Origin of the sequence: Ruegeria aquimaris, assembly GCF_025751555.1 — a bacterium.
Taxonomy (GTDB): Bacteria; Pseudomonadota; Alphaproteobacteria; order Rhodobacterales; family Rhodobacteraceae; genus Ruegeria_B; species Ruegeria_B aquimaris.
Genome location: NZ_JAOWLB010000015.1, coordinates 1 through 23,987, shown reverse-complemented (window position 1 = coordinate 23,987; position 23,987 = coordinate 1). Strand labels below are relative to the sequence as shown.

At 63.0% G+C, this 23,987-nt stretch carries 18 protein-coding genes and 1 pseudogene; 11 read left to right on the top strand and 8 right to left on the bottom strand.

The genetic code is table 11. The features are described from left to right. Positions 1–12: 12 nt before the first annotated feature. From OE747_RS17605 to OE747_RS17595, 3 genes are all read right to left on the bottom strand, one after another. Positions 13–1,584 (bottom strand): Re/Si-specific NAD(P)(+) transhydrogenase subunit alpha, encoded by a 1,572-nt coding sequence (locus OE747_RS17605; protein WP_263829860.1) that lies wholly within the window; start codon positions 1,582–1,584, stop codon positions 13–15. A gap of 130 nt (positions 1,585–1,714) precedes the next feature. Beyond that, positions 1,715–2,164 carry a methyltransferase family protein gene (locus OE747_RS17600; protein ID WP_263829859.1) on the bottom strand — a complete coding sequence of 150 codons (450 nt, stop codon included), beginning with the start codon at positions 2,162–2,164 and terminating at the stop codon, positions 1,715–1,717. A 188-nt stretch (positions 2,165–2,352) separates the two neighbouring features. Continuing rightward, on the bottom strand, positions 2,353–3,300 hold the full coding sequence (locus OE747_RS17595) for an MBL fold metallo-hydrolase (protein WP_263829858.1): 948 nt from the start codon (positions 3,298–3,300) through the stop codon (positions 2,353–2,355). A 119-nt stretch (positions 3,301–3,419) separates the two neighbouring features. Between OE747_RS17595 and OE747_RS17590 the strand changes: the two genes are divergently transcribed. Beyond that, a complete protein-coding gene (locus OE747_RS17590; protein ID WP_263829857.1) occupies positions 3,420–4,172 on the top strand; it encodes an SDR family NAD(P)-dependent oxidoreductase in 753 nt (250 codons plus the stop codon). 222 nt (positions 4,173–4,394) lie between these two features. Continuing rightward, positions 4,395–5,588, top strand: a complete 1,194-nt coding sequence (gene kynU, locus OE747_RS17585; protein ID WP_263829856.1) for a kynureninase — start codon at positions 4,395–4,397, stop codon at positions 5,586–5,588. Here the strand turns inward: kynU and OE747_RS17580 are convergent. Beyond that, positions 5,585–6,160 carry a TetR/AcrR family transcriptional regulator gene (locus tag OE747_RS17580; RefSeq protein WP_263829855.1) on the bottom strand — a complete coding sequence of 192 codons (576 nt, stop codon included), beginning with the start codon at positions 6,158–6,160 and terminating at the stop codon, positions 5,585–5,587. The two genes, kynU and OE747_RS17580, sit on opposite strands and share 4 nt — an antisense overlap. Positions 6,161–6,255: 95 nt before the next feature. Here OE747_RS17580 and OE747_RS17575 point away from each other — a divergent pair, with 95 nt between their 5' ends. The 3 genes from OE747_RS17575 to OE747_RS17565 all read left to right on the top strand — a co-directional run bounded on the left by OE747_RS17575 (position 6,256) and on the right by OE747_RS17565 (position 11,250). Continuing rightward, positions 6,256–6,720: a (2Fe-2S)-binding protein gene (locus OE747_RS17575; RefSeq protein ID WP_263829854.1), complete on the top strand. Its 465-nt coding sequence runs from the start codon at positions 6,256–6,258 to the stop codon at positions 6,718–6,720. A 3-nt stretch (positions 6,721–6,723) separates the two neighbouring features. Then, positions 6,724–8,964, top strand: coding sequence for a xanthine dehydrogenase family protein molybdopterin-binding subunit (locus OE747_RS17570; RefSeq protein WP_263829853.1), 2,241 nt, complete (start codon positions 6,724–6,726; stop codon positions 8,962–8,964). Between the two features lie 207 nt (positions 8,965–9,171). Further along, positions 9,172–11,250, top strand: a complete 2,079-nt coding sequence (locus tag OE747_RS17565) for a Hint domain-containing protein (protein WP_263829852.1) — start codon at positions 9,172–9,174, stop codon at positions 11,248–11,250. A gap of 9 nt (positions 11,251–11,259) precedes the next feature. Here the strand turns inward: OE747_RS17565 and OE747_RS17560 are convergent, their stop codons facing one another. The 3 genes from OE747_RS17560 to OE747_RS17550 form a co-directional block, all read right to left on the bottom strand. Continuing rightward, entirely contained in the window at positions 11,260–12,039 is a 780-nt protein-coding gene (locus OE747_RS17560) for a gamma-glutamyl-gamma-aminobutyrate hydrolase family protein (protein WP_263829851.1), read from the bottom strand. Between the two features lie 122 nt (positions 12,040–12,161). Next, on the bottom strand, positions 12,162–12,587 hold the full coding sequence (locus OE747_RS17555; RefSeq protein ID WP_263829850.1) for a GlcG/HbpS family heme-binding protein: 426 nt from the start codon (positions 12,585–12,587) through the stop codon (positions 12,162–12,164). Between the two features lie 85 nt (positions 12,588–12,672). Continuing rightward, a complete protein-coding gene (locus tag OE747_RS17550) occupies positions 12,673–14,820 on the bottom strand; it encodes a malate synthase G (protein ID WP_263829849.1) in 2,148 nt (715 codons plus the stop codon). Between the two features lie 461 nt (positions 14,821–15,281). Between OE747_RS17550 and OE747_RS17545 the strand changes: the two are divergent. The 5 genes and pseudogenes from OE747_RS17545 to OE747_RS17525 all read left to right on the top strand — a co-directional run bounded on the left by OE747_RS17545 (position 15,282) and on the right by OE747_RS17525 (position 21,136). After that, positions 15,282–15,857: pseudogene (locus OE747_RS17545) on the top strand (GGDEF domain-containing protein). A gap of 143 nt (positions 15,858–16,000) precedes the next feature. Beyond that, positions 16,001–18,559 (top strand): aminopeptidase N, encoded by a 2,559-nt coding sequence (pepN, locus tag OE747_RS17540; protein ID WP_263829848.1) that lies wholly within the window; start codon positions 16,001–16,003, stop codon positions 18,557–18,559. A gap of 3 nt (positions 18,560–18,562) precedes the next feature. Continuing rightward, a complete protein-coding gene (locus tag OE747_RS17535) occupies positions 18,563–19,303 on the top strand; it encodes an SDR family oxidoreductase (RefSeq protein WP_263829847.1) in 741 nt (246 codons plus the stop codon). Positions 19,304–19,356: 53 nt separating this feature from the next. Further along, on the top strand, positions 19,357–19,731 hold the full coding sequence (locus tag OE747_RS17530) for a hypothetical protein (RefSeq protein ID WP_263829846.1): 375 nt from the start codon (positions 19,357–19,359) through the stop codon (positions 19,729–19,731). A 139-nt stretch (positions 19,732–19,870) separates the two neighbouring features. Next, the gene (locus OE747_RS17525; RefSeq protein ID WP_263829845.1) at positions 19,871–21,136 is read left to right on the top strand and encodes a hypothetical protein; all 1,266 of its coding nucleotides are present in this window, start codon (positions 19,871–19,873) and stop codon (positions 21,134–21,136) included. A gap of 12 nt (positions 21,137–21,148) precedes the next feature. Here OE747_RS17525 and OE747_RS17520 read toward each other — a convergent pair whose 3' ends face one another. Further along, positions 21,149–21,991 (bottom strand): NAD-dependent epimerase/dehydratase family protein, encoded by an 843-nt coding sequence (locus OE747_RS17520; RefSeq protein ID WP_263829844.1) that lies wholly within the window; start codon positions 21,989–21,991, stop codon positions 21,149–21,151. Between the two features lie 141 nt (positions 21,992–22,132). Between OE747_RS17520 and gatB the strand changes: the two genes are divergently transcribed. Then, a complete protein-coding gene (gene gatB, locus OE747_RS17515) occupies positions 22,133–23,644 on the top strand; it encodes an Asp-tRNA(Asn)/Glu-tRNA(Gln) amidotransferase subunit GatB (protein ID WP_263829843.1) in 1,512 nt (503 codons plus the stop codon). Positions 23,645–23,987: the final 343 nt, after the last annotated feature.

Here is a 23,987-nt window from a genome sequence, read left to right as displayed (position 1 = left end):
GCCCTCTACTCCTTACGATTTCTGGAACATGGCGAGCATGCGCCGAGTGACGAGGAAGCCGCCGAAGATGTTGATCCCGGCCATAAAGACCGACAGGCCGGCCAGCAGGATCACCAGGAACGACCCCGACCCGATCTGCATCAGCGCACCCAGGATGATGATCGACGAAATGGCGTTGGTCACGGCCATCAGCGGCGTGTGCAGCGAGTGCGAGACGTTCCAGATCACCTGGAAGCCCACGAACACCGCCAGCACGAAGACGATGAAATGCTGCATGAAGCTCGCCGGGGCCACCAGCCCCACCAGCAGCAGCAACAGGCCGCCCACGGTCAGCAGCGTCACCTGGTTCTTGGTCTGCGCCTTGAAGGCCGCAACCTCGTTCGCACGCTTCTCCTCGGGGGTCAGTTCCTTGGGCTTTTCCTTGGACTTGGCCGCAATCGCCTGAACCTTTGGCGGCGGCGGCGGGAAGGTGATGTCCCCCTCAAACGTCACCGTGGCGCCCCGGATCACGTCGTCTTCCATGTTGTGGTTGATCTGGCCGTCCTTTTCGGGGGTCAGATCGGTCATCATGTGACGGATATTGGTGGCATAAAGCGTCGAGGCCTGCGCCGCCATGCGGCTGGGGAAATCGGTATACCCGATGATGGTGACACCGTTCTCGGTAACGATCTTCTCGTCCTTGACGGTCAGCTTGCAGTTGCCGCCCTTTTCCGCCGCAAGGTCCACGATGACCGAGCCGGGCTTCATCGCCGCGACCATGTCCTCGGTCCACAGCTCCGGCGCCTCGCGGTTGGGGATCAGCGCGGTGGTGATGACGATATCCATCTCGGGCGCCAGCTCGCGGAACTTGGCCAGCTGCGCCGCGCGGAATTCCGGGGACGAGACCGAGGCATACCCGCCCGTGGCCGCGCCATCCTGCTGCTCTTCCTCGAAATCGAGATAGACGAACTCGGCACCCATCGACTCGACCTGTTCGGCCACTTCGGGCCGCACGTCGAACGCATAGGTGATCGCACCCAGACTGGTCGACGTCCCGATGGCGGCCAGACCGGCCACACCGGCGCCGACGATCAGCACCTTGGCCGGCGGCACCTTGCCCGCCGCCGTCACCTGACCGGTGAAGAAGCGGCCAAAGTTGTTGCCCGCCTCGATCACCGCGCGGTAGCCCGCGATATTGGCCATCGACGACAGCGCGTCCATCTTCTGGGCGCGGCTGATGCGCGGCACCATCTCCATGGCGATCACATTGGCGCCCTTGGACTTGGCCGCCGCCATCCCCTCTTCGTTCCCCGCCGGGTTGAAGAAAGAGATCAGCGTCTTGCCCTTGCTCAGCCGCTTCAGCTCGGTCGCATCGGGCTGGCGCACCTTTGCGACGATATCGACCTCTTTCCACAGCGCCGCCGCGGTCTTGATGATCTGAACGCCCGCCGCCTCATACAGCGCGTCCGAGAAGCCGGCGGCCGCACCGGCCCCGCTCTCGATCGCGCAGTCATAGCCAAGCTTCTGCAACTGCAAAGCGGAATCCGGTGTCATCGCGACGCGGTTCTCGCCCTCGAAAATTTCCTTTGGTGTGCCTATTTTCACCAGTCAGGTCCCCCTATTCGGCCCGGAGATCGGACGCGCCACGGTTAGGTTTGCAAAGCAAAGATGTATCTTGCGCAATTTTATTTCGCAAGCGCAGCATGCGCGACGTTAGGTCCAGTCCTGTCATGTCCTATATCCAGCGTCGCGTTTTCTGCGAATATCGGGCGAAATCCGCCCGGAATTGCCGTCGGAGGCGGTTCTCCTCGGGCACGATGAAGCGTTTTTCCAGCAGCCAGACAAAGACCGGCACCAGAACCAGCGACAGAACCGCGTCGAGATGCAGAATCACACCGGTCAGAATCAGCACGTCACCCAGGTAGATCGGGTTGCGGCTGCGCTTGTAGATGCCGCTCTGCACCATGGCCGACGGCGCCCGATGCGGAATGATGGTGGTGCGGTGGCGGCGGAACTCGGCCGCCGCCAGCAGCAGCAACAAAACCCCGCCCCCGATCAGCAGACCTGCGATCAGGTCGGCGAGGCCGCTGTCCAGCGACAGGCCAAAAGAGAAGTAGCGCTGTTGGGCCCAGGCCATGGCAATGAAGGCCGCCAGCCATATCGGCGGCAGGTCAATGCGGTGCATGGCCGTTCCTTTCCGGGCATCCGCCCGAATATCCCCAAGCGTTCATGGCGCACCTCTACCCGGTTGCGACAGGATTTGCAAAAAAACCGACCGCCCTGCGACAATAAGGGAGAAGGCGGCGGCAGCGGTGCCACAGCCCGGGCGGATATTCCTGTTCTTGCGCCGGATCGGAACGATTGTTCCGCCCCTTACTCCCACTCCATCTCGGCAAAGACACGGCCCGCATTCTTGGTCGCCAGTTCCTCGAACGTGTCCAGGTTGCGCCAGCGCTCCTGATCCACGTAGTAGGCACCCGCCAGGTCGCCGCCCTCTTCGATATGGGCGCCGATCTTTTCGCGCAGGTCGGTCAGATAGTCATAGGTATAGCGCCGCACCTGATCCAGGTTGGTCGGATGGCCATGGCCCGGGATCACATAGGTGGGGGCCAGCGGCTCCATCTTGGTTTCCCAGGTCTCCAGCCAGCAGCTGGTGCAGGTATGCTCAAAGATCGGCAGCATCCGCTCGTGAAAGGCGATGTCGCCCGCGATCAGGATCTTCCATTCGGGGATCCAGACCTGGATATCGCCCGGATCATGCGCCGGGCCCATATGCATGACTTCAATCGCCACACCGCCCAGCGTCAGGTCGTACCGATCCTCGAATGTCACATTCGCATGTTCCACCCGCGTGCCCTCGGCCCGGTCGCCATTGTACCGCTCCATCCCCATCAGGATGAAATCGCCGTTTTGGGTGGTTTCCTCGACCGCATCCACATGGGCCAGAACATCGATCCCAAGGTCGCGCCAATAGCTGTTGCCCAGCATGGCGTGGCCCTGCCCGTTCTCGTTGATGACCAGAACCACGGGCTGGTCGGTGACCTTCTTGATCTCGTCATGCAAGGCGGCGGCCAGCCGAGCCGAGGCCCCGGCATTGATCACCACCACCCCCTCATCCGTCACGATGAAGGACAGGTTGTTGTTGTGCCCGGCATTCTCATAGGTCGGCGGCGCGGTGGCGCCGATGGCCGAGAACACATGCGGGATGACCTCGACCGGTTTCGAATAGAGCTCGGATTGCGGATACTGATCGGCGATATCCTCGCTCGCTGCGGCGGCGCCGGCCGCAAGGATCAACAGCATTCCTGAAATCTTCTGCATGGCAATCTCCTCCGCATGATTCATTCATATTTGTGCATAAGACGAAACGGAACGATACGGAACGTCTTGTCACAGGGCTGCATGGAATTAGTCTGACGTCAAAACAGGGAGAACGCGCAATGAGCTTGCAAGGAAAACACGCGCTGGTCACGGGCGGCGGCACCGGGATCGGTCTGGCGATTGCGCGCGCGCTCGCGGATCAAGGGGCGCTCGTCACGATCACCGGACGGCGCGCCGAGGTGCTGGAACAGGTGGCGGGCGACCGGATGTTCGGCCTGGCAATGGATGTGCGTCAGGAAGAAGAGGTCGTCACCGGCATCGCCCAGGCAGTCGAGGCGCGCGGCCCGGTGCAGATCTGCGTCGCAAATGCCGGGATCGCGGTCGGCAAGACCCTGCAAAAGACTGACATGGCATTCTGGCGCGACATCATGGCGACCAATCTCGACGGCGCCTTTCTGACCATCCGCGAAAGCCTGCGCTCGATGCTGGAAACCGATTGGGGCCGGGTGATCACGGTCGCCTCCATCGCCGGTTTGCGCGGCGCGCCCGGCGCGGGCGCCTATTCCGCCTCGAAACACGGCATGATCGGTCTGACCCGCACCTATTCCGAAGAGTTCATGGGCACCCCTTACACGTTCAACGCGCTTTGCCCGGGTTATGTCGACACACCCATCGTCGAGCGCAACACCGCCTCGATCTCGCAGCGCACCGGCCTGGGGGCCGAGGACGCGTTGAAACTGATGGTGAACCAGAACCGCCACAAACGTCTCATCGACCCCGAAGAGGTCGCCGCAGCCGCCCTCTGGCTGGTCGGCCCCGGCTCGCAAAGCATCAACGGCCAATGCATCGAAATCGCGGGCGGCCAGACCTGACCGGGTTATCAATTATTGTGATGCCGCGCATCGGATTCCCGATAGCAACCGGTGCGCGGCAGCCAAATGTACAAGGAAAACAAGGCCGCCGCAGCCGTGTACAAAACAGTCAATCCCCCTGCTGGCGGGTGTCCAATTTAAACAAAAGCTGGACTTGCGGCGGTACAAGACGTATCTCCTCACGAAGATGCTTTAGGCTTAAAATATCTACGTGAGGCCACCATGACCGACTTTGCCGCGACCAAAGCGATGTTCGACCTGCCCGAGGGTGTTCTGTATCTCGACGGCAATTCCCTGGGCCCCCTGCCCAAGGCCGCTGCCGGCAAGGTCCGCGACATGATGACCGCCGAATGGGGTCAGATGCTGATCACCGGCTGGAACAAGGCCGGATGGATGGGCCTGCCGACCGAGCTGGGCGACCGCATCGGCCGCCTCATCGGCGCGGAACCCGGCCATGTGGTTATGGGCGACACGCTTTCTATCAAGGTTTATCAAGCAGTTGCCTCGGCTTTGGAACTGAACCCCGGACGTAAGGTAGTGCTCTCGGACAACGGCAATTTCCCCACCGATCTCTATATGGTCGACGGGTTGCTGCGTTCGCTGGGCGACAGGTATGAGCTGCGCGTGGTCGACCCCGAAGCCGTCGAGGAGGCCATCACCGAAGAGGTCGCGGTCCTGATGCTGACCGAGGTCGACTATCGCACGGGCCGCAAACACGACATGAAGGCGCTGACCGCCAAGGCCCATGCCAAAGGTGTGCTGACAGTCTGGGACCTCGCCCATTCCGCAGGCGCCCTTCCCGTCGACCTGTCAGGTTGCAACGCCGATTTCGCGGTCGGCTGCACGTACAAATACCTCAACGGCGGCCCCGGCGCCCCCGCCTTCATCTATGTCGCCCCCCGTCACGCAGACACTGCGCGACCGGCACTGTCCGGCTGGCTGGGGCACGAGGCACCCTTTGCCTTTGACCTCGATTACCGTCCGGGCTCAGGGATCGAGCGTATGCGGGTCGGCACTCCGCCAGTGATCCAGTTGACGGCGCTCTCGGCCGCGATGGACATCTGGGACATGGCGGAAATGGCCGATATCCGCAGAAAATCGGTTGAACTGACCGAACTTTTCATCGCCGAGGTCGAAGCCGCCTGCCCCGATCTGACACTGGCCAGCCCGCGTGATGCTGACCTGCGGGGCAGCCAGGTCTCATTCCGCTTTGCCGATGGCTATGCCGCGATGCAGGCCCTGATCGCACGCGGCGTGATCGGCGATTTCCGCGCGCCCGATATCATGCGCTTCGGCTTCACCCCGCTTTACATCGACGAAGGAGACGTGCGCGCTGCTGTCGATATCCTGGCCGACGTGATGAACAACCGGCTTTGGGACCGGCCTGAATACAAGGTTCGCGCCCGTGTCACCTAGGCGGTCAACCCCGCCGCGACCAGCGCCGCCAGTTGTGCGGCGCGCGCGGTATAGCGCGCGTAATCGGGCGCGGTCATCTTGATCCCCTTGAGAGCGGCGGCAATTGTCGCCGCGACCTCTGCCGGATCGTCGGCCAACCGAATACGGCCCGCGTCGCTCTCGCGTTGCAGCCAGTCGGCATAGACCCGTTGCAACCCGGCCTCTCCGGCCTCGACAATATCGGGCGCGGTGGAGGTTCCAGCGTCCAACAGCTCCATCCCATGCGGTGAGTTCAATAAGGTGGCCACACCGTCCCCCTGTGCGGCAACGGCCGCTTGCAACAGGGTTTCCACCGGTGCGTCGGCGTTCAACGCCGCGCTCAGGGCCTGTGTCTTGGTCGTGTAATGCATCTCGACAAGGCTGCGAAAGATCGCCTCTTTGTTCTTGTAATAAAGGTACACCGCCGGACGCGACATCTTTGCGCCGCGCGCTATGTCATCCATCGAGGTCTTGCGAAACCCATAGGTCGCAAAAACCTGCCAGGCCGACTCGAGGATCGCCTTCACCTTTGGATCGATATCCGCGTCTTTCATGTTCATGAACTGACAGAAGCTTCAGATTTTGTCAATTGACATCCTGACAAATAATGACCATTTTGTCATAACCGACATTCAGAAACGAGGCGACCATGGCAACCTCCCTGACGATCAACGGCAAGGCACACCAGGTGGACCTGCCCGACGATGTTCCCCTGCTTTGGGTCCTGCGCGACGAAATCGGGCTGACCGGAACCAAGTTTGGCTGCGGCGTCGCCGCCTGTGGAGCCTGTACCGTTCATATCGACGGCGAGGCGGTGCGCAGCTGCCAGGTCGCGCTTGGCGATGTTTGGGGGTCGGTCACCACGATCGAAGGCCTCGGCACGCCTGAAGCGATGGCCGCGATCCAGCAGGCCTGGGTCGATCATCAGGTGGCGCAATGCGGGTACTGCCAGTCTGGCCAGATCATGCAGGCCGCCGCGCTGCTGAGCACCAACCCGGCGCCGACGGATCAAGAGATCGACGAGGCCATGCAAGGCAATCTGTGCCGCTGTGGAACCTATCCCCGCATCCGCGCCGCCATCCACGCGGCTGCCAGCAAGCTGAAGGAGGCCTGATCCATGGCAAGCATTGGCAAGATCGCCCGCCGCACCTTTCTGATCGGATCTGCCGCAATCGTCGGCGGGGTGGCATTTGGCGCCTATTACGTCTCGCGCCCGGCGCCCAACCCCTTGAAACCGGGACCGGGACAGGCCGCGCTCAACCCCTTTGTGCTGATTGATGCCGAGGGGATCACGCTCTTTGCGCCACGCGCCGAGATGGGTCAGGGGGTACAGACAACCTGGGCCGCCCTGATCGCCGAGGAACTGGATGTCGAACTGGATCAGGTCAGGGTCCTGCATGGTCCGGCAGCGGTGGCGTATTACAACACCGCTCTGATGGGAGAGGCGCTGCCGGGCAAAGGATATGATCAATCCGACTTCATGCATGGCCTGGCGGAAACGCTGGGAGTCGTCGGCAAGCTGATCGGCGCCCAAGTGACGGGTGGCTCAACCTCGATGGTCGACGGGTTCGAGCGGATGCGCGAGGCGGGTGCTGCGGCCCGGGAAACCCTGAAAGAGGCCGCCGCCAAGCGTTTGGGCGTGCCCCGCGACCGGCTCTCGACCAAGGCCGGCAAGGTTATCGCGCCGGATGGAACCGAGATCGCATACACCGAACTTGCCGAAGAGGCCGCCCGGCTCGACCCGGTCGAAGGCGCACTGCGCAACCCGTCCGAATGGCGCCTGCTTGGGCGCACTCAGCCGCGCCTCGACATGGCGGGCAAGGCCACCGGTACCGCCGAGTTCGGGATCGACGTTCGCCTGCCTGGAATGAAATTCGCCAGCCTGCGCATGTCGCCGCGCCTGGGCGCGGGCATGAAATCCTTTGACGACAGTGCAGCGCTTGCCATGCCCGGCGTCGAAAGGATCGTGGACCTCGGCACCGGTGTCGCGGTTGTGGCCAGCAACACCTGGCTGGCGATGCAGGCGCTCGACGCGGTCGAGATCGCGTGGGAAGACGCACCCTATCCGCCCGAGACGGAACAGATCTTCGACACCATCGCCGCCGCGTTCGACGGTGAGGCGAACTCGACCCTCCGGGATGACGGCGACGCCTCTGCCCTGCCCGCCGGGAGCACCGAAGTCGACGCCGAGTACCGCATTCCCTACCTGGCGCATGCAACCATGGAGCCGATGAGCGCGACCGCGCTGTTCACCGGTGACCGGTTGCAGGTTTGGAGCGGCAATCAGGCGCCCGTGTTTGTCCAGAACCATTGCGCAACGGCGGTCGGTCTGGAACCCGAGCAGGTCGAGATCCACACGACCTACATGGGCGGTGGGTTTGGGCGACGCGGCGAAGTGGACTTCTCGGTCCTGGCGGCGCGTGTGGCGCGGGAACTGGAGGGTGTACCGGTTCAGGTGACCTGGTCGCGCGAAGAGGACATGCGCCACGATTTCTACCGCCCCGGCGCAATCGCCCGGTTCCGTGGCGCGGTGCAGGATGGAAAAGCGGTTGTGGTCGATGGCCGCATCGCCGCGCAATCCTGCGCGCAGCAGGGTGTTGGCCGTTGGCTGGGCCTGCCGATGGCCGGTCCGGACAAGGCGACCGTGGATGCGGCGTTCAACGCACCCTACGCAATTCCCAATTTTCGCGTGCGTGGCTATCTGGCCGACATGGCAATCCCGGTCGGGTTCTGGCGGTCTGTCGGCGCCTCCATGAACGGGTTCTTCTTCGACACGTTCATCGACGAAATGGCCCATGCCGCCGGACGGGACCCGCTCGATTTCCGGCTGGAACTGGCGCGCGCCGAATGGGCCCCCGCCGCCGCCGTGCTGGAGGCCGTGCGCGACATGTCCGGCTGGACCGGCAAGACACCCGAAGGTGTCGGGCGCGGCGTGGCCTTCACCTATTCCTTTGGCACGCCGGTCGCGCAGGTTGTCGAGGTGGTGGCCGAAGACGCCGGCATTCGCATCGCCAGAGCATGGATCGCGGCGGATGTGGGTCTTGCGCTGGACCCGGGCACAGTCGAGGCGCAGCTTGTCGGTGGCATGATCTATGGCCTGTCGGCGGCCTGCTTCGGCCAGATCACCTTCTCGGGCGGCGAAGTCGAACAGATGAACTTTCCCGACTATGACGCCATGCGAATGCACAACACGCCTGCGTTCGATGTGCGCATTCTGGAAACAAAGAACCGGCTCAGCGGTGTGGGAGAACCCGGGACGCCTCCGGCGATGCCCGCACTTGGCAACGCCCTGTTCGACCTCACCGGCAAGAGGGCACGCAGCCTGCCGTTATCCGAACACTTCGACCTGTTAGCCTGATCCAGCCCGGCAAAACGGGACACCCGCGCCAACCGGCGCGGGTTTTTTGTTCACAAAGTTAACACAAATGTTTCCACATCGGCCTCAATCCGACCTCTGTCTCGCCAATGTCGCCTTTTATTGAGGATACTGGCGGAACAGGTTCATCCCCTTTCCGTCCCATGAACCGGGAGAAATCAACGCAGAAACGCGTGGAAGGTGGAAACTATGCCCAGCGGTTATCTCGTAACCCTCGGGATCGATCAGGACTTGTCGCTCGCCGCCAGCATCGGCGGCGCCCTGGTCAATTTCACCACCGCCCAGTTGATCGGTTCTGGAGAATGGGCCTGGTCGGGAACTGTTGGCAGCACCACCTACAACAACGAGCTGGAAACTGGTCAGTACTACCTGGCCACCAACGGAAGCCTTTATTTCGTCCCCGACCTGGGGCCGGTCAGCACTCTGTCCGGTGCCGAGACAGTGTCGGCCCCGTATTTCTCGCCATTCAACAAGGTTCAAGGTACCAACAACGACGACCTGATCGACGATGGCTATGTGGACAACAATGGTAGTTCGGTCGATAGCGGCAACGGAACCGGCCCCGGCGGGTTCGGAGATCAGGTCTTTGCCAGCAAGGGGAACGATACCGTCGACTCGGGTCTTGGAGACGACTTGGTCTATGGGGGAAGCGGCGATGACGAAATTCAAGGGGGCGACGGAAACGACCTGCTCTACGGCGATGGGCAGGGTGGTAGCACCGAATCCCTGAACTGGTTTGCCGAAGGCACCGACGGCACCGACCTCTCTGCCGGTTTCACGCAGGCGACCGGCCGCATGAATGTAACAGTCAGTTTCACTGACGACGGCAACAACAATCCCGTCTTCGAGGTCGATACCGGTGAAGAGAGCTATGTTCGCAGCGGCGAGGTTCAATCCGAATACTCCTCCCTTTACCTCGCCGGGCAAGGCCGGGGCGCGACCTCGACGACCCGAATAGAGTTCTCGGCCCGCACCGATTTCGATGTCGAGGACGAAGTCGAGAACGTGATGTTCCGCATCAACGATGTCGACTGGGCCAACCGCAATCATCGCGACATTCTCGAGGTCCGTGCCTTTGACGCAAACGGCAACCCGGTCGCCATCACCCTTACCCCTTCGGGTGCGGGAACCAATCCCGACACGGTGTCCGGCAGTACGATAACGGCCGGGAATCAATCCGACAGCGCGCTGGACGAGTCGGGGTCTGTTCTGGTCGAGATTGCCGGACCGGTTCAGTCGATCGAAATCGTCTACGCCAACGCCCTCAATGGGACACAAGCCGTCTGGATCAGCGACGTCTACTTTGACACTCGCAATCCGCAGGACGGCAACGACACAATCGACGGAGGCAGCGGCGATGACACGCTCTCGGGTCAGGGGGGGGGCGATCTGCTGCTTGGCAATACCGGGGCCGATCAGGTGTTTGGCGGCGATGGAAACGATACCATCGAAGCCGCGCAAGGTGACGCCGTTGAAGGCGGAGCGGGCGATGATCTGTTCATTCTAACTGAACTGGGAGAGGCAGGCAGCGGGACGATATCGATCATCGGGAACGAAGAGGACGAGATCAATGGCGACACCCTCGATCTGGGTGGAGTTGCCGACCGCAACACCCTGAACCTGACCACCAACCTACCTGGCGAACTGGCAGGCACGGTCGAACTGTTCGACGGCACGCTGGTGTCGTTCACCAACATCGAAAACATCATCTGCTTCACCCCCGGCACGTTGATCGCTACCGCCCATGGGCCGCGCCCCATCGAGACACTGCGCCTAGGTGACCTCATCGTGACTCGCGACAACGGGCTGCAACCGTTGCGCTGGATCGGCAGCCGTACCGTCCATGCCCAGGGCAAGCACGCGCCCATCCGGCTGGACCCGGTCCTGCTGCCGGGGGCAACGGCGCCCCTGCTCGTTTCGCCGCAGCACAGGCTGCTGTGGTCCGGGCCGCGGGCCCAGATGTACTTCGGCGAACCCGAGGTCCTGGTCGCGGCGAGTCATCTGCTTGATAATCCGGCCGCTGCCCGGATCGAGGGCGGTGAGGTGACCTATATCCACCTCATGTTGGATCGGCACGAAGTCATCTATGCCAACGATGCCGCCACCGAGAGCTTTTATCCCGGCGATGAAGGCCTGGCGGCGCTCAGCGATTGCGCGCGGGACGAGATGTTTCTTCTTTTCCCGGAGCTGCGGAGCCACAAGGGCGCTTTTGGCGCCACGGCGCGGCCTTGCCTCAAGGCACATGAAGCCCGAATTCTCGCCGCTTGATCTGCTGGTTTACGCCGACTTCTGCATGACCGGTCGCGACCGGCCATCGGCCCAGGCACGCACCGCGTCACCAAATGCCGTAAACAGCGGCCGCGATACCGGGTCGTTGGCGGCATCCCATTCCGGATGCCATTGCACCGACAGGGTAAAGCCCGGCGCGTCCTTGACATAGATCGCCTCGGGGGTTCCGTCAGGCGCCACACCATCGACAACCACACGGCAGCCCGGGCACTTGATCCCCTGCCCGTGCAGGGTGTTCGTCATAACCTCGCGGGCGCCGAACAGACGGTGGAAAACACCGCCCTCGCTGACGGAGACCACATGCCGAAGCGCGAACTTCTCCTCCAGCGTGCCATCCGGAGGCATCCGGTGGTTCATCCGCCCGGGCAGATCGCGTATCTCCGGGTGCAATGTTCCGCCCAGCGCAACGTTGACTTCCTGAAAACCCCGGCAGATGCCCAGAAAGGGTTGCCCGCGCTCCACACAGGCGCGTACCAAGGGCAGGGTAATGGCATCCCGCGCCCGGTCGAACTGCCCGTGCGCTTCGGTTTCATCCTCGCCATATTCCTCGGGGTGCACGTTCGGCCGCCCCCCGGTCAGCAGGAAGCCGTCGCAGGTTTCCAGCAACTCCTCCACCGAGACAAACCGGGGATCCGCCGGGATCAACAAAGGCAGGCAGCCCGCTACGTTCGCCACAGCGTCCGAGTTCATCGTACCGCCAGCATGGGTAGGATACTGGTCGTTCAAAAGATAGGAATTTCCGATGATCCCAACGACAGGCCGCGCCATGTTTCCCCTCTTGTCACATGCCTGATACAGAGGTTATCTCGCCATCTGAGGCCCCGCAACAGCTACAGCGGCCCGACAGGGGCGCAAGCCCCTGTTCAAATGCGCACAATTGCCGCGCTGCCTCAGATTTCACCAGCCAGACCGGCGGCCTCGATCCCGGCCATCGCCGCAATCGCGTCATTGTCCGAGGTATCGCCGGTCACGCCCACCGCCCCGATCACCGCGCCCTTCTTGTCCCGCACCAGCACGCCGCCCGGCACCGGGATCACCTTGCCGCCATAGACGCCGTTAACCGCCGCCATGAAATAGGCCTGCGCCTCGGCCCGCGCCATCTGCGCGGTGCCCGCCATGCCCAGCATGACCGATCCATACGCCTTGCCCTGGGCAATGCCGAACCGACCCGGCGCCGCGCCATCCTCGCGCTCGAACGCGATCACATGCCCGCCCGCGTCCAGCACAACCACCGACAGTGGCTTGAGCTGCATCTCGCGCCCCTTCTCCAGCGCCTTGCGGATGATCACCCGCGCACGCCGCAAACTGATTGCCATCTTTCCGCTCCCTGTTTCTTTCTGGTTGAAAATACTCTCGGGGTAGCGCGAGAGGGCAGACAGCCCCCTCGCTCCGCCCTCTCAATCACGCACCAAGGTCGGCCTTCAGTTCCAGCCGCCGGGCATGCAGCACCGGCTCGGTGTAGCCCGAGGGCTGCACCCGCCCCTTGAACACCAGATCGCAGGCCGCCTGAAAGGCGATGCCGTCAAACCCCGGCGCCATTGGGCGATAGGCCGGATCACTGGCGTTCTGGCCATCCACCACCTCGGCCATCTTGCGCATCGCCGCCATCACCTCTTGCGCGTCCACAACGCCATGATGCAGCCAGTTGGCGATGTGCTGGGCCGAGATTCGGCAGGTGGCACGGTCCTCCATCAGGCCGACGTTGTTGATGTCCGGCACCTTGGAACAGCCGACGCCCTGATCGACCCAGCGCACCACATAGCCCAGGATGCCCTGCGCGTTGTTCTCGACCTCGCGGCGGATCTGCTCGGGCGACCATTTGCGGAAACTGGCCAGCGGGATTTCCAGGATCCCGTCCACATGCGCCCGCCGCCCCCCGGCCTTGAGCGCCTTTTGCACCGCAAAGACATCGACCTTGTGATAATGCAGCGCATGCAGGGTGGCGGCCGTCGGGCTGGGCACCCAGGCGCAGTTGGCACCGGCCTTGGGATGTTCGATCTTGGTCTCGATCATCGCCGCCATCTTGTCGGGCATCGCCCACATGCCCTTGCCGATCTGGGCCTTGCCAGACAAACCGCATTCCAGACCGATATCGACATTGAGGTTCTCGTAGGCGGTGATCCAGGACTTGCGCTTGATGAAATCCTTGCGGCTGAACGGCCCCGCCTCCATCGAGGTATGGATCTCGTCGCCGGTCCGGTCGAGGAATCCGGTGTTGATGAAGCAGACCCGCGATCTGGCGGCGCGGATACATTCCTTGAGATTGACGCTGGTGCGCCGCTCCTCGTCCATGATGCCGATCTTGACCGTGTTACGCGGCAGGCCGAGGATATCCTCGACCATGTCAAAGATCTCGACGGCAAAACCCACCTCTTCCGGCCCGTGCATCTTGGGCTTGACCACATAGACCGAACCTGAGACGGAGTTGCCGCCGTCCCGTTTCAGGTCATGCATGGCGATCAGCGTGGTGCAAAGGGCATCCATCAGACCCTCGCCGATCTCGCCGCCCTCGGCGTCCAGAACCGCCGGGTTGGTCATCAGGTGACCGACATTGCGCACCAGCATCAGCGCCCGGCCCTTGACCGTCAGGTCGGTGCCGTCCGGCGCGGTATAGCTGCGGTCGGCGTTCAGCGCTCGGGTGAACGTCCCGCCGCCCTTGCTGACCTCCTCCGTCAGGTCGCCGCGCATCAGGCCCAGCCAGTTGGAATAGGCCAGCACCTTGTCCTCGGCATCGACGCAGGCGACCGAATCCTCGCAGTCCATAATGGCCGATACGGCGCTTTCCATGACCACGTCAGCCAGCCCCGCCTGATCGCGACTGCCGACCGGATGCGTCCGGTCGAACACCAGTTCCACATGCAGACCGTTATTGCGCAGCAAGACCGCCGACGGCGCCTTGGGATGGCCGCGGAAGCCGACAAATTTCTCGGGGTGCGTCAACGGCTGGTCATCGACCAGCAATGCCCCGTCATGCACGTGATAGCGGCGCGCGTCGGCATGGCTGGTCCCCTTGATCGGAAACGCCTCGTCCAGGAACACCCGCGCCCGGGCCACGACCCTTGCGCCGCGACCCCGGTCGTATCCGCCAGCCGGAGCCGGACCGCCCATGGCGTCGGTGCCGTAAAACGCGTCGTACAGGCTACCCCAGCGGGCATTGGCCGCGTTCAGCGCATAGCGCGCGTTGGTGATCGGTACCACCAGCTGCGGGCCGGGAACGGTTGCGATCTCGGGATCGACATTCGCGGTCTCGATCTCGAACGCCTCGCCCTCGGGCAAGAGGTAGCCGATGTCGCTCAGGAACGCCTTGTAAGCCTCATGATCGTGCGGCTGATCGCGATGTGCGATATGCCAGGCGTCGATGCGGGCCTGAAGGTCCTCGCGTTTGGCCAGGAGCGCCCGGTTCTTCGGCCCCAGTTCCGCCACCATCCGCGCCAGGCCTGTCCAAAAGGTCTCCGCCGACACGCCGGTACCGGGCAATGCCCGATCTTCCACAAAGGCGGCCAGTTCCCCCGCCACCTGCAACCCGCTCCGATCAACCCTGCCCGCCATGCGCAGCCCTCCAGCCTCAAAATTCGTGTGCAACCGTATGCCGGTTCCAATTAGAACGAAAGTTTCCGATAGGCAACATTTCGGTAAATTTAATTGACCAGTTTTCAGGGCGTATTTCCTGACCCGCTCACAGTGCAACGCAAGCCGACCCAGCGCCGCTAAGTCAGAACACGAAACTTCACCTGTTCTTCGGAAAGCCACATCGAGAGCGGCTCGCCTGAAACCGGAATTGAGTAAACTTGCCCGAAACTGGCATGTCGCAATTAAGGAGCTGTCAAGCAAGCCGTGCAGAATAGGTACGAAACTGGTCGTAGGGCTGCATTGACGTGAGAATAAACACCCGCCGCAAGAAATGGGCCGCGGTGGCCATTGTTACCCTGGTTTCGGTGATTGCATCGGTGATCGTCACCGTGATCGTGGTCGGCGCGCTCGACCCCCAGGCCCTGCGCCCCGCGATCATCATGCCATTGCTGGTGGCGCCGCTGGTCACGCATTGGGGCGCCGATCGCCTGCTCGAAATCGACAGGCTCAACCAGCAACTGGCGCACCTCAACCGCATCGACCAGATGACCCAGCTCTACAACCGCGCCTGCCTGATGGAAAAGCTGGAACAGGAGCCGGAAGAAGGCGGAATGATCCTGATCGCCGATATCGACCACTTCAAACAGATCAACGATACCTACGGTCACGACGTCGGCGATCTCGTCATCATCGAGGTCGCCCGTGTCCTGCAAAGGTCGAGCTTGCCCGAAGGTATCGCCGCCCGCTTTGGCGGTGAGGAATTCGTGATCTATGTGCCACGTCTCGACCTCTAAGCGGCCGAATTCCGCGCCGAGGCGGTTCGCCAGGCGGTCGAGGCTCAGTCCGTCATGATCGACGGGCGCAAGCTGTCCTGCACAATCTCCATCGGTATCGAGATAAGGCAGATGCGCCAGAATGTGGGCGATGTTCTGAAGCGCGCCGATGAGGCGCTTTATCGTGCCAAAGCCCAAGGTCGCAATCAGGTGGTCGCCGCAAAACGGGTCGCAAGCGCGTAAGTGCCCCGGACAATGGCCCAGCCGCGGCACGCACCCGGCGCAAGCCAGGCGCGCAATCTCACACGCGGGATGCCTGAGCGCCGCTTGCACCCCCGGCGCGTTCTTCCTAACGTCTCGGCAAAGCGACAGCAGCCGAGGTTCCCATGCGCGACGCCGCCCCCGCCACCATCTATCTCAAGGACTATGTACCGTTCGGGTATCTCGTGGACGAGGTACACCTGACCTTTGACCTTGCCCCCAACGCCACCCTCGTCACCTCGCGCATCGCCTTTCGTCCCAACCCCGATACCGACAATCGTGATTTCCGCCTGAATGGCGAGGGGCTGTCTCTGCGATGGGCCAAGATCGACGGGCAGGATTGGAAACCGCATGTCCGCGATGGCATCCTGTCCGCCACCCCGCCCAACCCCGAGACCCCCTTCGTCTGGGAGGCTCAGGTCGAGATCAATCCGGAGGCCAATACCGCGCTCGAAGGGCTCTATCTATCAAACGGCATGTATTGCACCCAGTGCGAGGCCGAGGGCTTCCGCAAGATCACCTATTACCCCGACCGCCCCGATGTGATGAGCACGTTCACCGTGCGCATCAACGGGCCACACCCGGTGCTGCTGTCCAACGGCAACCCAGGGGCAAGCGGCGAGGGCTTTGCAGAATGGCATGATCCCTGGCCGAAACCGGCCTATCTCTTTGCGCTGGTGGCCGGAGACCTGGTGGCCCATTCCGACAGGTTCACCACCGTCTCGGGCCGCGAGGTCGACCTGAACCTCTGGGTCCGCCCCGGGGACGAAGGCAAATGCGCCTTTGGCATGGAGGCGCTGAAGAAATCCATGCGCTGGGACGAAGAGGTCTATGGCCGCGAATACGATCTGGACGCGTTCAACATCGTCGCGGTCGACGATTTCAACATGGGCGCGATGGAGAACAAGGGGCTCAACATCTTCAACTCGGCCGCCGTGCTGGCCAGCCCGGAAACCTCGACCGATGACAATTTCGAACGAATCGAGGCGATCATCGCGCATGAGTATTTCCACAACTGGACCGGCAACCGCATCACCTGCCGCGACTGGTTCCAGCTCTGCCTCAAGGAAGGGCTGACCGTGTTCCGCGACGCGCAGTTCACCTCGGACCTGCGCAGCGCGCCGGTCAAGCGCATCCGCGACGTGATCGAGTTGCGCGCCCGCCAGTTCCCCGAGGATCAGGGCCCACTCAGCCATCCTGTGCGACCCGAGAGTTTTCAGGAGATCAACAACTTCTACACCGCCACCGTCTACGAGAAAGGCGCCGAGGTCATCGGCATGCTGAAACGCCTGGTGGGCGATGCCGCCTATGCCGAGGCGCTGGATCTCTACTTCGCGCGCCATGACGGACAGGCCTGCACTATCGAGGACTGGCTCAAGGTGTTCGAGGATGTCACGGGGCGCGACCTTGCCCAGTTCAAGCGCTGGTACAGCCAGGCCGGAACGCCACGCGTCAAGGTCGAAGAAGACTGGCAGGACGGCACCTATACCCTGACCCTGTCGCAGGTGACCCCGCCCACCCCCGGCCAGCCCGACAAGCTGCCACAGGTGATCCCGATCGCGCTGGGCCTGTTGGGGCCAAACGGCGACGAAGTGCAGCCAACCCAGATATTGGAGTTCACCCGCGCACAGCAGAGTTTCACCTTCGAAGGGCTGGCTGCCCGTCCGGTACCGTCGATCCTGCGCGAGTTCTCGGCCCCGGTGGTGCTGGAGCGCGAGACCTCCCCGGCCGAGCGCGCCTTTCTGCTGGCGCATGACACCGATCCGTTCAACCGCTGGGAAGCGGGCCGCACCCTGGCCGAAGAATGCCTGCTGACGATGATCACCGAAGGGGCGGCACCCGATGCCGATTACCTGAACGGTCTGCTGGCAGTCTTGCGGGACGAGACGCTCGACCCGGCCTATCGCGCGCTGATGCTTGGGCTTCCCAGCCAGTCCGAACTGGCCGCAACCCTGCACCGGCGCGGTGTGACCCCGAACCCGCAGGCGATCTGGGACGCGACCGAGACGCTGCGACAGTCCACGGCCCAGCACTTGCACGACCTGCTGCCGCGCCTGCGTGCCGAAACCCAGGTGGATCAGCCCTTTGCCCCGGATGCCGCGCAATCTGGCAAGCGCGCGCTTGGTGGCGCGGCGCTGGCCCTGCTCACGCGGCTCGACGGCGGCGCGCAGGCAACAGATGACTATGGCCGCGCAGATAACATGACCCTGCAGCTTTCGGCCCTGTCCTGCCTGCTCAAGGCGGGCAAGGGACAGGCGGAACTGGCAGCCTTCTATGACCAATGGCGGCACGACCGGCTGGTGATCGACAAATGGTTCGGCTTGCAGGTCGGGTTGGCCTCCCCCGACAAGGTGGTGGAAACCGCCCGCGCCCTGACCGGGCACCCGGATTTCAACTGGAAGAACCCCAACCGTTTCCGCGCCCTGTTTGGCCCGCTGGCCATGCATCACGCGGGGTTCCATTTTGCCGGTGGTGCCGCCTACGAACTGCTGGCCGATTGGCTGATCCGGCTCGACCCTGTGAACCCGCAGACCACGGCGCGCATGTGCTCTGCCTTCCAGACCTGGCGGCGCTATGACGCGGATCGGCAGGCGCTGATCGCAGTCCAGCTGGACCGCATCCTTGCCCAACCCGGTCTGAGCCGCGACACGACCGAAATGCTGACCCGCATCAAAGGAGCCTGAGCCATGCGAAAGACCCTTCTCATCACCGGTGCCAGCGCCGGTATCGGCGCCGCGACCGCCCGTCTGGCCGCTGCCCGCGGCTATGATCTGGCGCTGAACTATCGCAGTGATCAGGCCGGGGCCGAGGCCGTGGCCGAAGCCGCCCGCGCCGCCGGCGCGCAGGTCATCCTCTGCCCCGCCGATGTCGCCGACCCCGAGCAGATCGAACAGATGTACGCCGCCATTGATGCAGCCTTTCCGCGTCTCGACGCGCTGGTCAACAACGCCGGGATCGTAGACAGGACGGCCAAGGTCACCGACCTGACCCATGCCCGCCTGCGGCGCATGTTCGACGTCAACGTGATCGGTGCCATTCTGGTCGCCAAAGAGGCGGTGCTGCGGATGCAGGCCCATGGTCAGGGCGGTGCCATCGTCAACATCTCCTCGGCCGCCGCGCGGCTGGGTTCGGCAAACCAATACGTGGATTATGCCGCCTCCAAGGCCGCAATCGACACGTTCACCAAGGGATTGGGCGACGAGGTCGCGGGTCAGAACATCCGGGTGAACGCCATCCGGCCCGGCCTGATCGAGACCGGGTTGCACGGCAAGGGCGGCGAGCCGGACCGCGCGCAACGCCTGGCGCATATGGTGCCGATGAAACGCACCGGATCGGCCGAGGAAGTGGCCGAGGCCATCTTGTACCTCTTGTCTGATGCAGCCTCTTACGTCACCTCGACGACACTCGACGTCACCGGCGGACGGTGAGTGCGCCGATCCGATACGTCCGCCACGCCCGCAGCCCGCGCAATATCGCAATCGTGAGCGCAGTCTGGGCGGGCCTGGCGGCCTTGATCGTGATGTTTGACGCCGCCTGGTGGCTGATGGCGCTTTGCACCCTACCGAGCCTGCCCCTGATCTGGGAAATCGCCACCGACCGCCAATCGGGGCTCGAGATGGACGACACCCATCTCAACTGGTTCTCCGGCCGCATGAGCGGCACCGCCAAACTGGCCGAGATCGACTGGGTTCGCATGGACACCCGCTGGGATTTCTCGGTTCGCACTACGCTTTGCCTCAGATCGGGCAAGCGCGTGCGCCTGCCACAGGAATGCACCCCGCCACATCGCGCGTTCGAAGAGGTGCTGACAAGCCGGGGCTTGACCGTCATTCGGCACCATTTCGCGCGCTTCTAGAGAATTGGTGCCGAGACAGCGGCAATCCCCGGCAGTGCCGCAAAACTTGTCCCGAAACACCCTGACTGAGCCATGTTTGTGCCGCAAATCAGCGTCACCCTGAGCATATCAACAACACTAAGGCTGGTCGTTAACAAGTATGCTGCATCTCGCTCGCACGTTTCTGAGTACATTGCCGAAACTGGCCGCGCGCCGTTCTCGCCGCGCGGCCAATTTTCCGGCATTGTCGGCAGCATCTCAGGCAGGTCGTCTCGAAGACTCGCTTTCCATCCCCATCGCCGATCACAGCCGGGATGAGAAGGAATGCCGCGAGGCCCGCATGCGCGGTCAGTTCATGGCCCGACAGGACCGCTGGTCAGAACTGAGCGCCGAAATCCGCGCCGCCGATTCAGAACGCGCGCGCACCAGCGGCGGAACCCCGATCGCCGATCTTCTGGCCTTTGGCGCGCGCAGCGATGTGGTCGGCGCGCTCGAAGAGGCGTTGGAAGACAGCAGCCGCAAATCGGATCTTCCCCTGACCGCCGGCATTCGTGGGCTCGAATTCGTGCTTCAGGATCATCCCGACGACCCCTATATCTCGCTGATCGTCGCCCTTGCCCATATCGACATGGCATGGATCTGGAGGGGAACAGTCCGCGACACGATCATTCCCAAGCTGAACAAACAGAAATGCGCCGCTCATTTCGATCGCGCTGGCGCCATACTTGCCCGCTGGTGCAGTCTTGAACTGAACAGTCCGATCCTTCAGGCGGCCTGCTGCTCGATGCTGGCGGGTCGCAGAGCGCAGGACCGGAACGTAGCCGACTGCTACGAAGATCTCATCGACCTCGATCCGCGAAACCCTCGTCACATGCGCGCGCTCGGCAACCACCTGCTGCCGCGTTGGTTCGGATCGTATCAGGAGCTGGAACTTGAGGCCCGGCGCACCGCCGCGCGTACCCAGGATATCTGGGGTGCGGGCGGTTATACCTGGGTCTGTTTCGACGCCATCGCATTGGACGAAAACGCCTGTGCGCGGGTCGATGTCGATTTCTTTATCGACGGGTTGCGCGATATCGTCGCCGCCCGCCCCGACCAAGAGACGGTGAATCTCCTGGCCAGCTATTGCGCCGTTACGCTGCGCGCGGGGTTCGGCCTGAGCGAGGACGCCGATATGCCCCGAATCCGGATCTGCCAGGCGACCGAATGGCTCGTCCGCGACCATCTGACAGAGGTACATCCCCTGATCTGGGCTCATGCAGCCGACGGTTTCGCAAACAACATGAGAGTGAGTTCTCCCGGTCGCTTCGCGGCGCGGGGACGGGCCGACGCACTGCACGTGATCGCCGACCTGTTCCGCGACGAGATCCGGCGCGGCAACCGCGTGGTGTTTACCCCGGACGGCCCGCAACTTCACGGGATCTGAACGCCAGCAGTCTCATAGGCATTGCGTGAAATCGCGGTAGGCAGGCCGCCAGCCCAGCGCGGTCACCCGACGCGCCGCAAGTCTCTGATCCAGCATCGGTCCGAATGCGCTGTCGCCGTGGCGCGCCAGGGCCTCGGCCCGATCCAGCACCCGGATCTGCGCATCCGGCCCGGCAACGACGCGCGCGATCTCGCCCACCGGGCGGCCCGGTTCGGCTGTGGCCAGGAAATGACCGCCCTGCCCCGGCAACCCGGCCAGCAGCAGATAGGCCTGTGCCAGGTCATCGGCATGCACCAGCGGCCAGCGGATTGCCGGGTCGCCCAGGATCTCGACCTCTGGTGCGTGGAACCGTTCCAGCATGCCACCCGCGGTGCTGTCATAGACCGCGCCGGGATGCAGCACTGCCAGATCGGTGGCATCGCTCGCTTCCAGCATCGCCACGGCGTCAAGCATCCAACCCCAGGGCGTGGCAGGGTCAAAGGGCGCGGTTTCATCCCTGATCTGCCCGCCGGTATCGCCGTAAAGCCATATACCGCCTGTATAAATCAGGCGCGGGCGCTGTCCGGTGTCACGCGCCGCCATGACCAGCGCCTCCATCGCAGCACGGTCAACGTCGCCCATATCCGGGCCGAATGTGGCAGCGGCATGGATCACGGCATCCGCCGCCACCGCCTCTGCCGCCCAGACCTCGGGTTGACGCAGATCACCGCGACAGACCTGCGCCCCGTCGCCCCTGACCTGCTCCGCCGCTTGGTCGGACCGGGCCAGCCCGGTCACCTGATGCCCCGCCGCGACGCCCGCGCGCAGAACCGCACTCCCTACCAACCCGCTAGCCCCTGTCACAAACAGCCTCATTTCCGTGCCTCCCATCTGGATTCGTCCCAACCTGCCGCCTCAACCATGGTTGAGATCAAGCCCCTTTCCCCGTGCCCCCTTGCCCAACGCCGCACACGCGCCTAGAAGGCGGTTTGTACCAAGCGGACAAGAGGCACACCCATGCTGGACCTGACCTTCGAGACCCCCAAACCCAAGACCATCGCCGGTGCCAAGCACGACTGGGAACTGGTGATCGGCATGGAGGTGCATGCTCAGGTCGCGTCGCAGGCGAAACTGTTCTCGGGCGCCTCGACCGCCTTTGGCGCCGAACCCAATTCCAACGTCTCTTTCGTGGATGCGGCGATGCCGGGCATGCTGCCGGTGATCAACGAGTTCTGCGTCGAACAGGCGGTGCGCACCGGGCTGGGGCTGAAGGCCGAGATCAACCTGAAATCGGCCTTCGACCGCAAAAACTATTTTTATCCCGACCTGCCGCAGGGATACCAGATTTCCCAGCTTTATCAACCGATTGTGGGCGAAGGCGAAGTGCTGGTCGAGATGGGCGACGGCACCGCGCGCCGGGTCCGGATCGAACGTATCCACATGGAACAGGACGCGGGCAAGTCGATCCATGACATGGATCCGAACATGTCCTTTGTCGACCTGAACCGGACCGGCGTCTGCCTGATGGAGATCGTCAGCCGCCCCGACATCCGCGGCCCCGAAGAGGCCGCCGCCTATATCGCCAAGCTGCGCCAGATCCTGCGCTATCTGGGCACCTGCGACGGCAACATGCAGAACGGCAACCTGCGGGCCGATGTGAACGTGTCGATCTGCCGCCCGGGTGCCTATGAGAAGTATCAGGAAACACAGGACTTTTCGCATCTGGGCACGCGCTGCGAGATCAAGAACATGAACTCGATGCGGTTCATCCAGGCGGCCATCGAATATGAGGCGCGGCGCCAGATCGCCATTGTCGAGGCGGGCGGCAAGGTGGATCAGGAAACCCGGCTCTATGACCCGGACAAGAACGAGACCCGTTCGATGCGCTCCAAGGAAGAAGCGCATGACTATCGCTACTTCCCCGATCCCGACCTGTTGCCGCTTGAGATCGAGCAGGCCTGGGTCGACGATATCGCGGCCAGCCTGCCGGAACTGCCGGACGACAAAAAGGCGCGCTTTATCAACGACTTCGGCCTGACCGACTATGACGCCTCGGTGCTGACGGCCGAGGTGGAATCGGCCACCTATTTCGAGGAAGTGGCCAAGGGGCGCAACGGCAAGCTGGCGGCCAACTGGGTCATCAACGAGCTGTTCGGGCGGCTGAAGAAGGAAGACCACGACATCACCGACAGCCCGGTCAGCCCGAGCCAGCTGGGCGGCATCATCGACCTGATCGCATCCGACGCGATCTCGGGCAAGATCGCCAAGGACCTGTTCGAAATCGTCTATGCCGAAGGCGGCGATCCTGCTGAAATCGTTGAGAAACGTGGCATGAAACAGGTCACCGACACCGGCGCCATCGAGGCCGCGCTGGACGAGATCATCGCCGCCAACCCGGCGCAGGTCGAAAAGGCCAAGGTGAACCCGAAACTGGCGGGCTGGTTCGTGGGTCAGGTGATGAAGGCAACCGGTGGCAAGGCCAATCCGGGCGTTGTCAACCAGATGGTTTCGAAGAAACTGAATGGCTGACACACCCGCGCGGCAGCATGATCCAAGGGATCGTGCGAGCGCGCGCCAAGGCGGTCAACGATCTGGTCGCGGCCAGGCCGGGCCTGTGATCTGTACAGGGTTTTGACCTTTTTGTACGCGGTCCAAACCTCGGATTGACCGTTTTGTACCGGAGTTCAAGGGCGCCTTCGGGCGCCCTTTTCTCTTCTAAGTTTAAAATCATGTTGTCGCAGCACCTGCCGCTCTTTAGCATCAGATCAAAACATTCAGTTTGTTTTGAAAGGGACCTAGGCCGTGTTGACAAAAGGGATTCACAGGCAGCGCTGAACGTGATTCAAGCTGGTATCTGCGATGGAGACCAGCT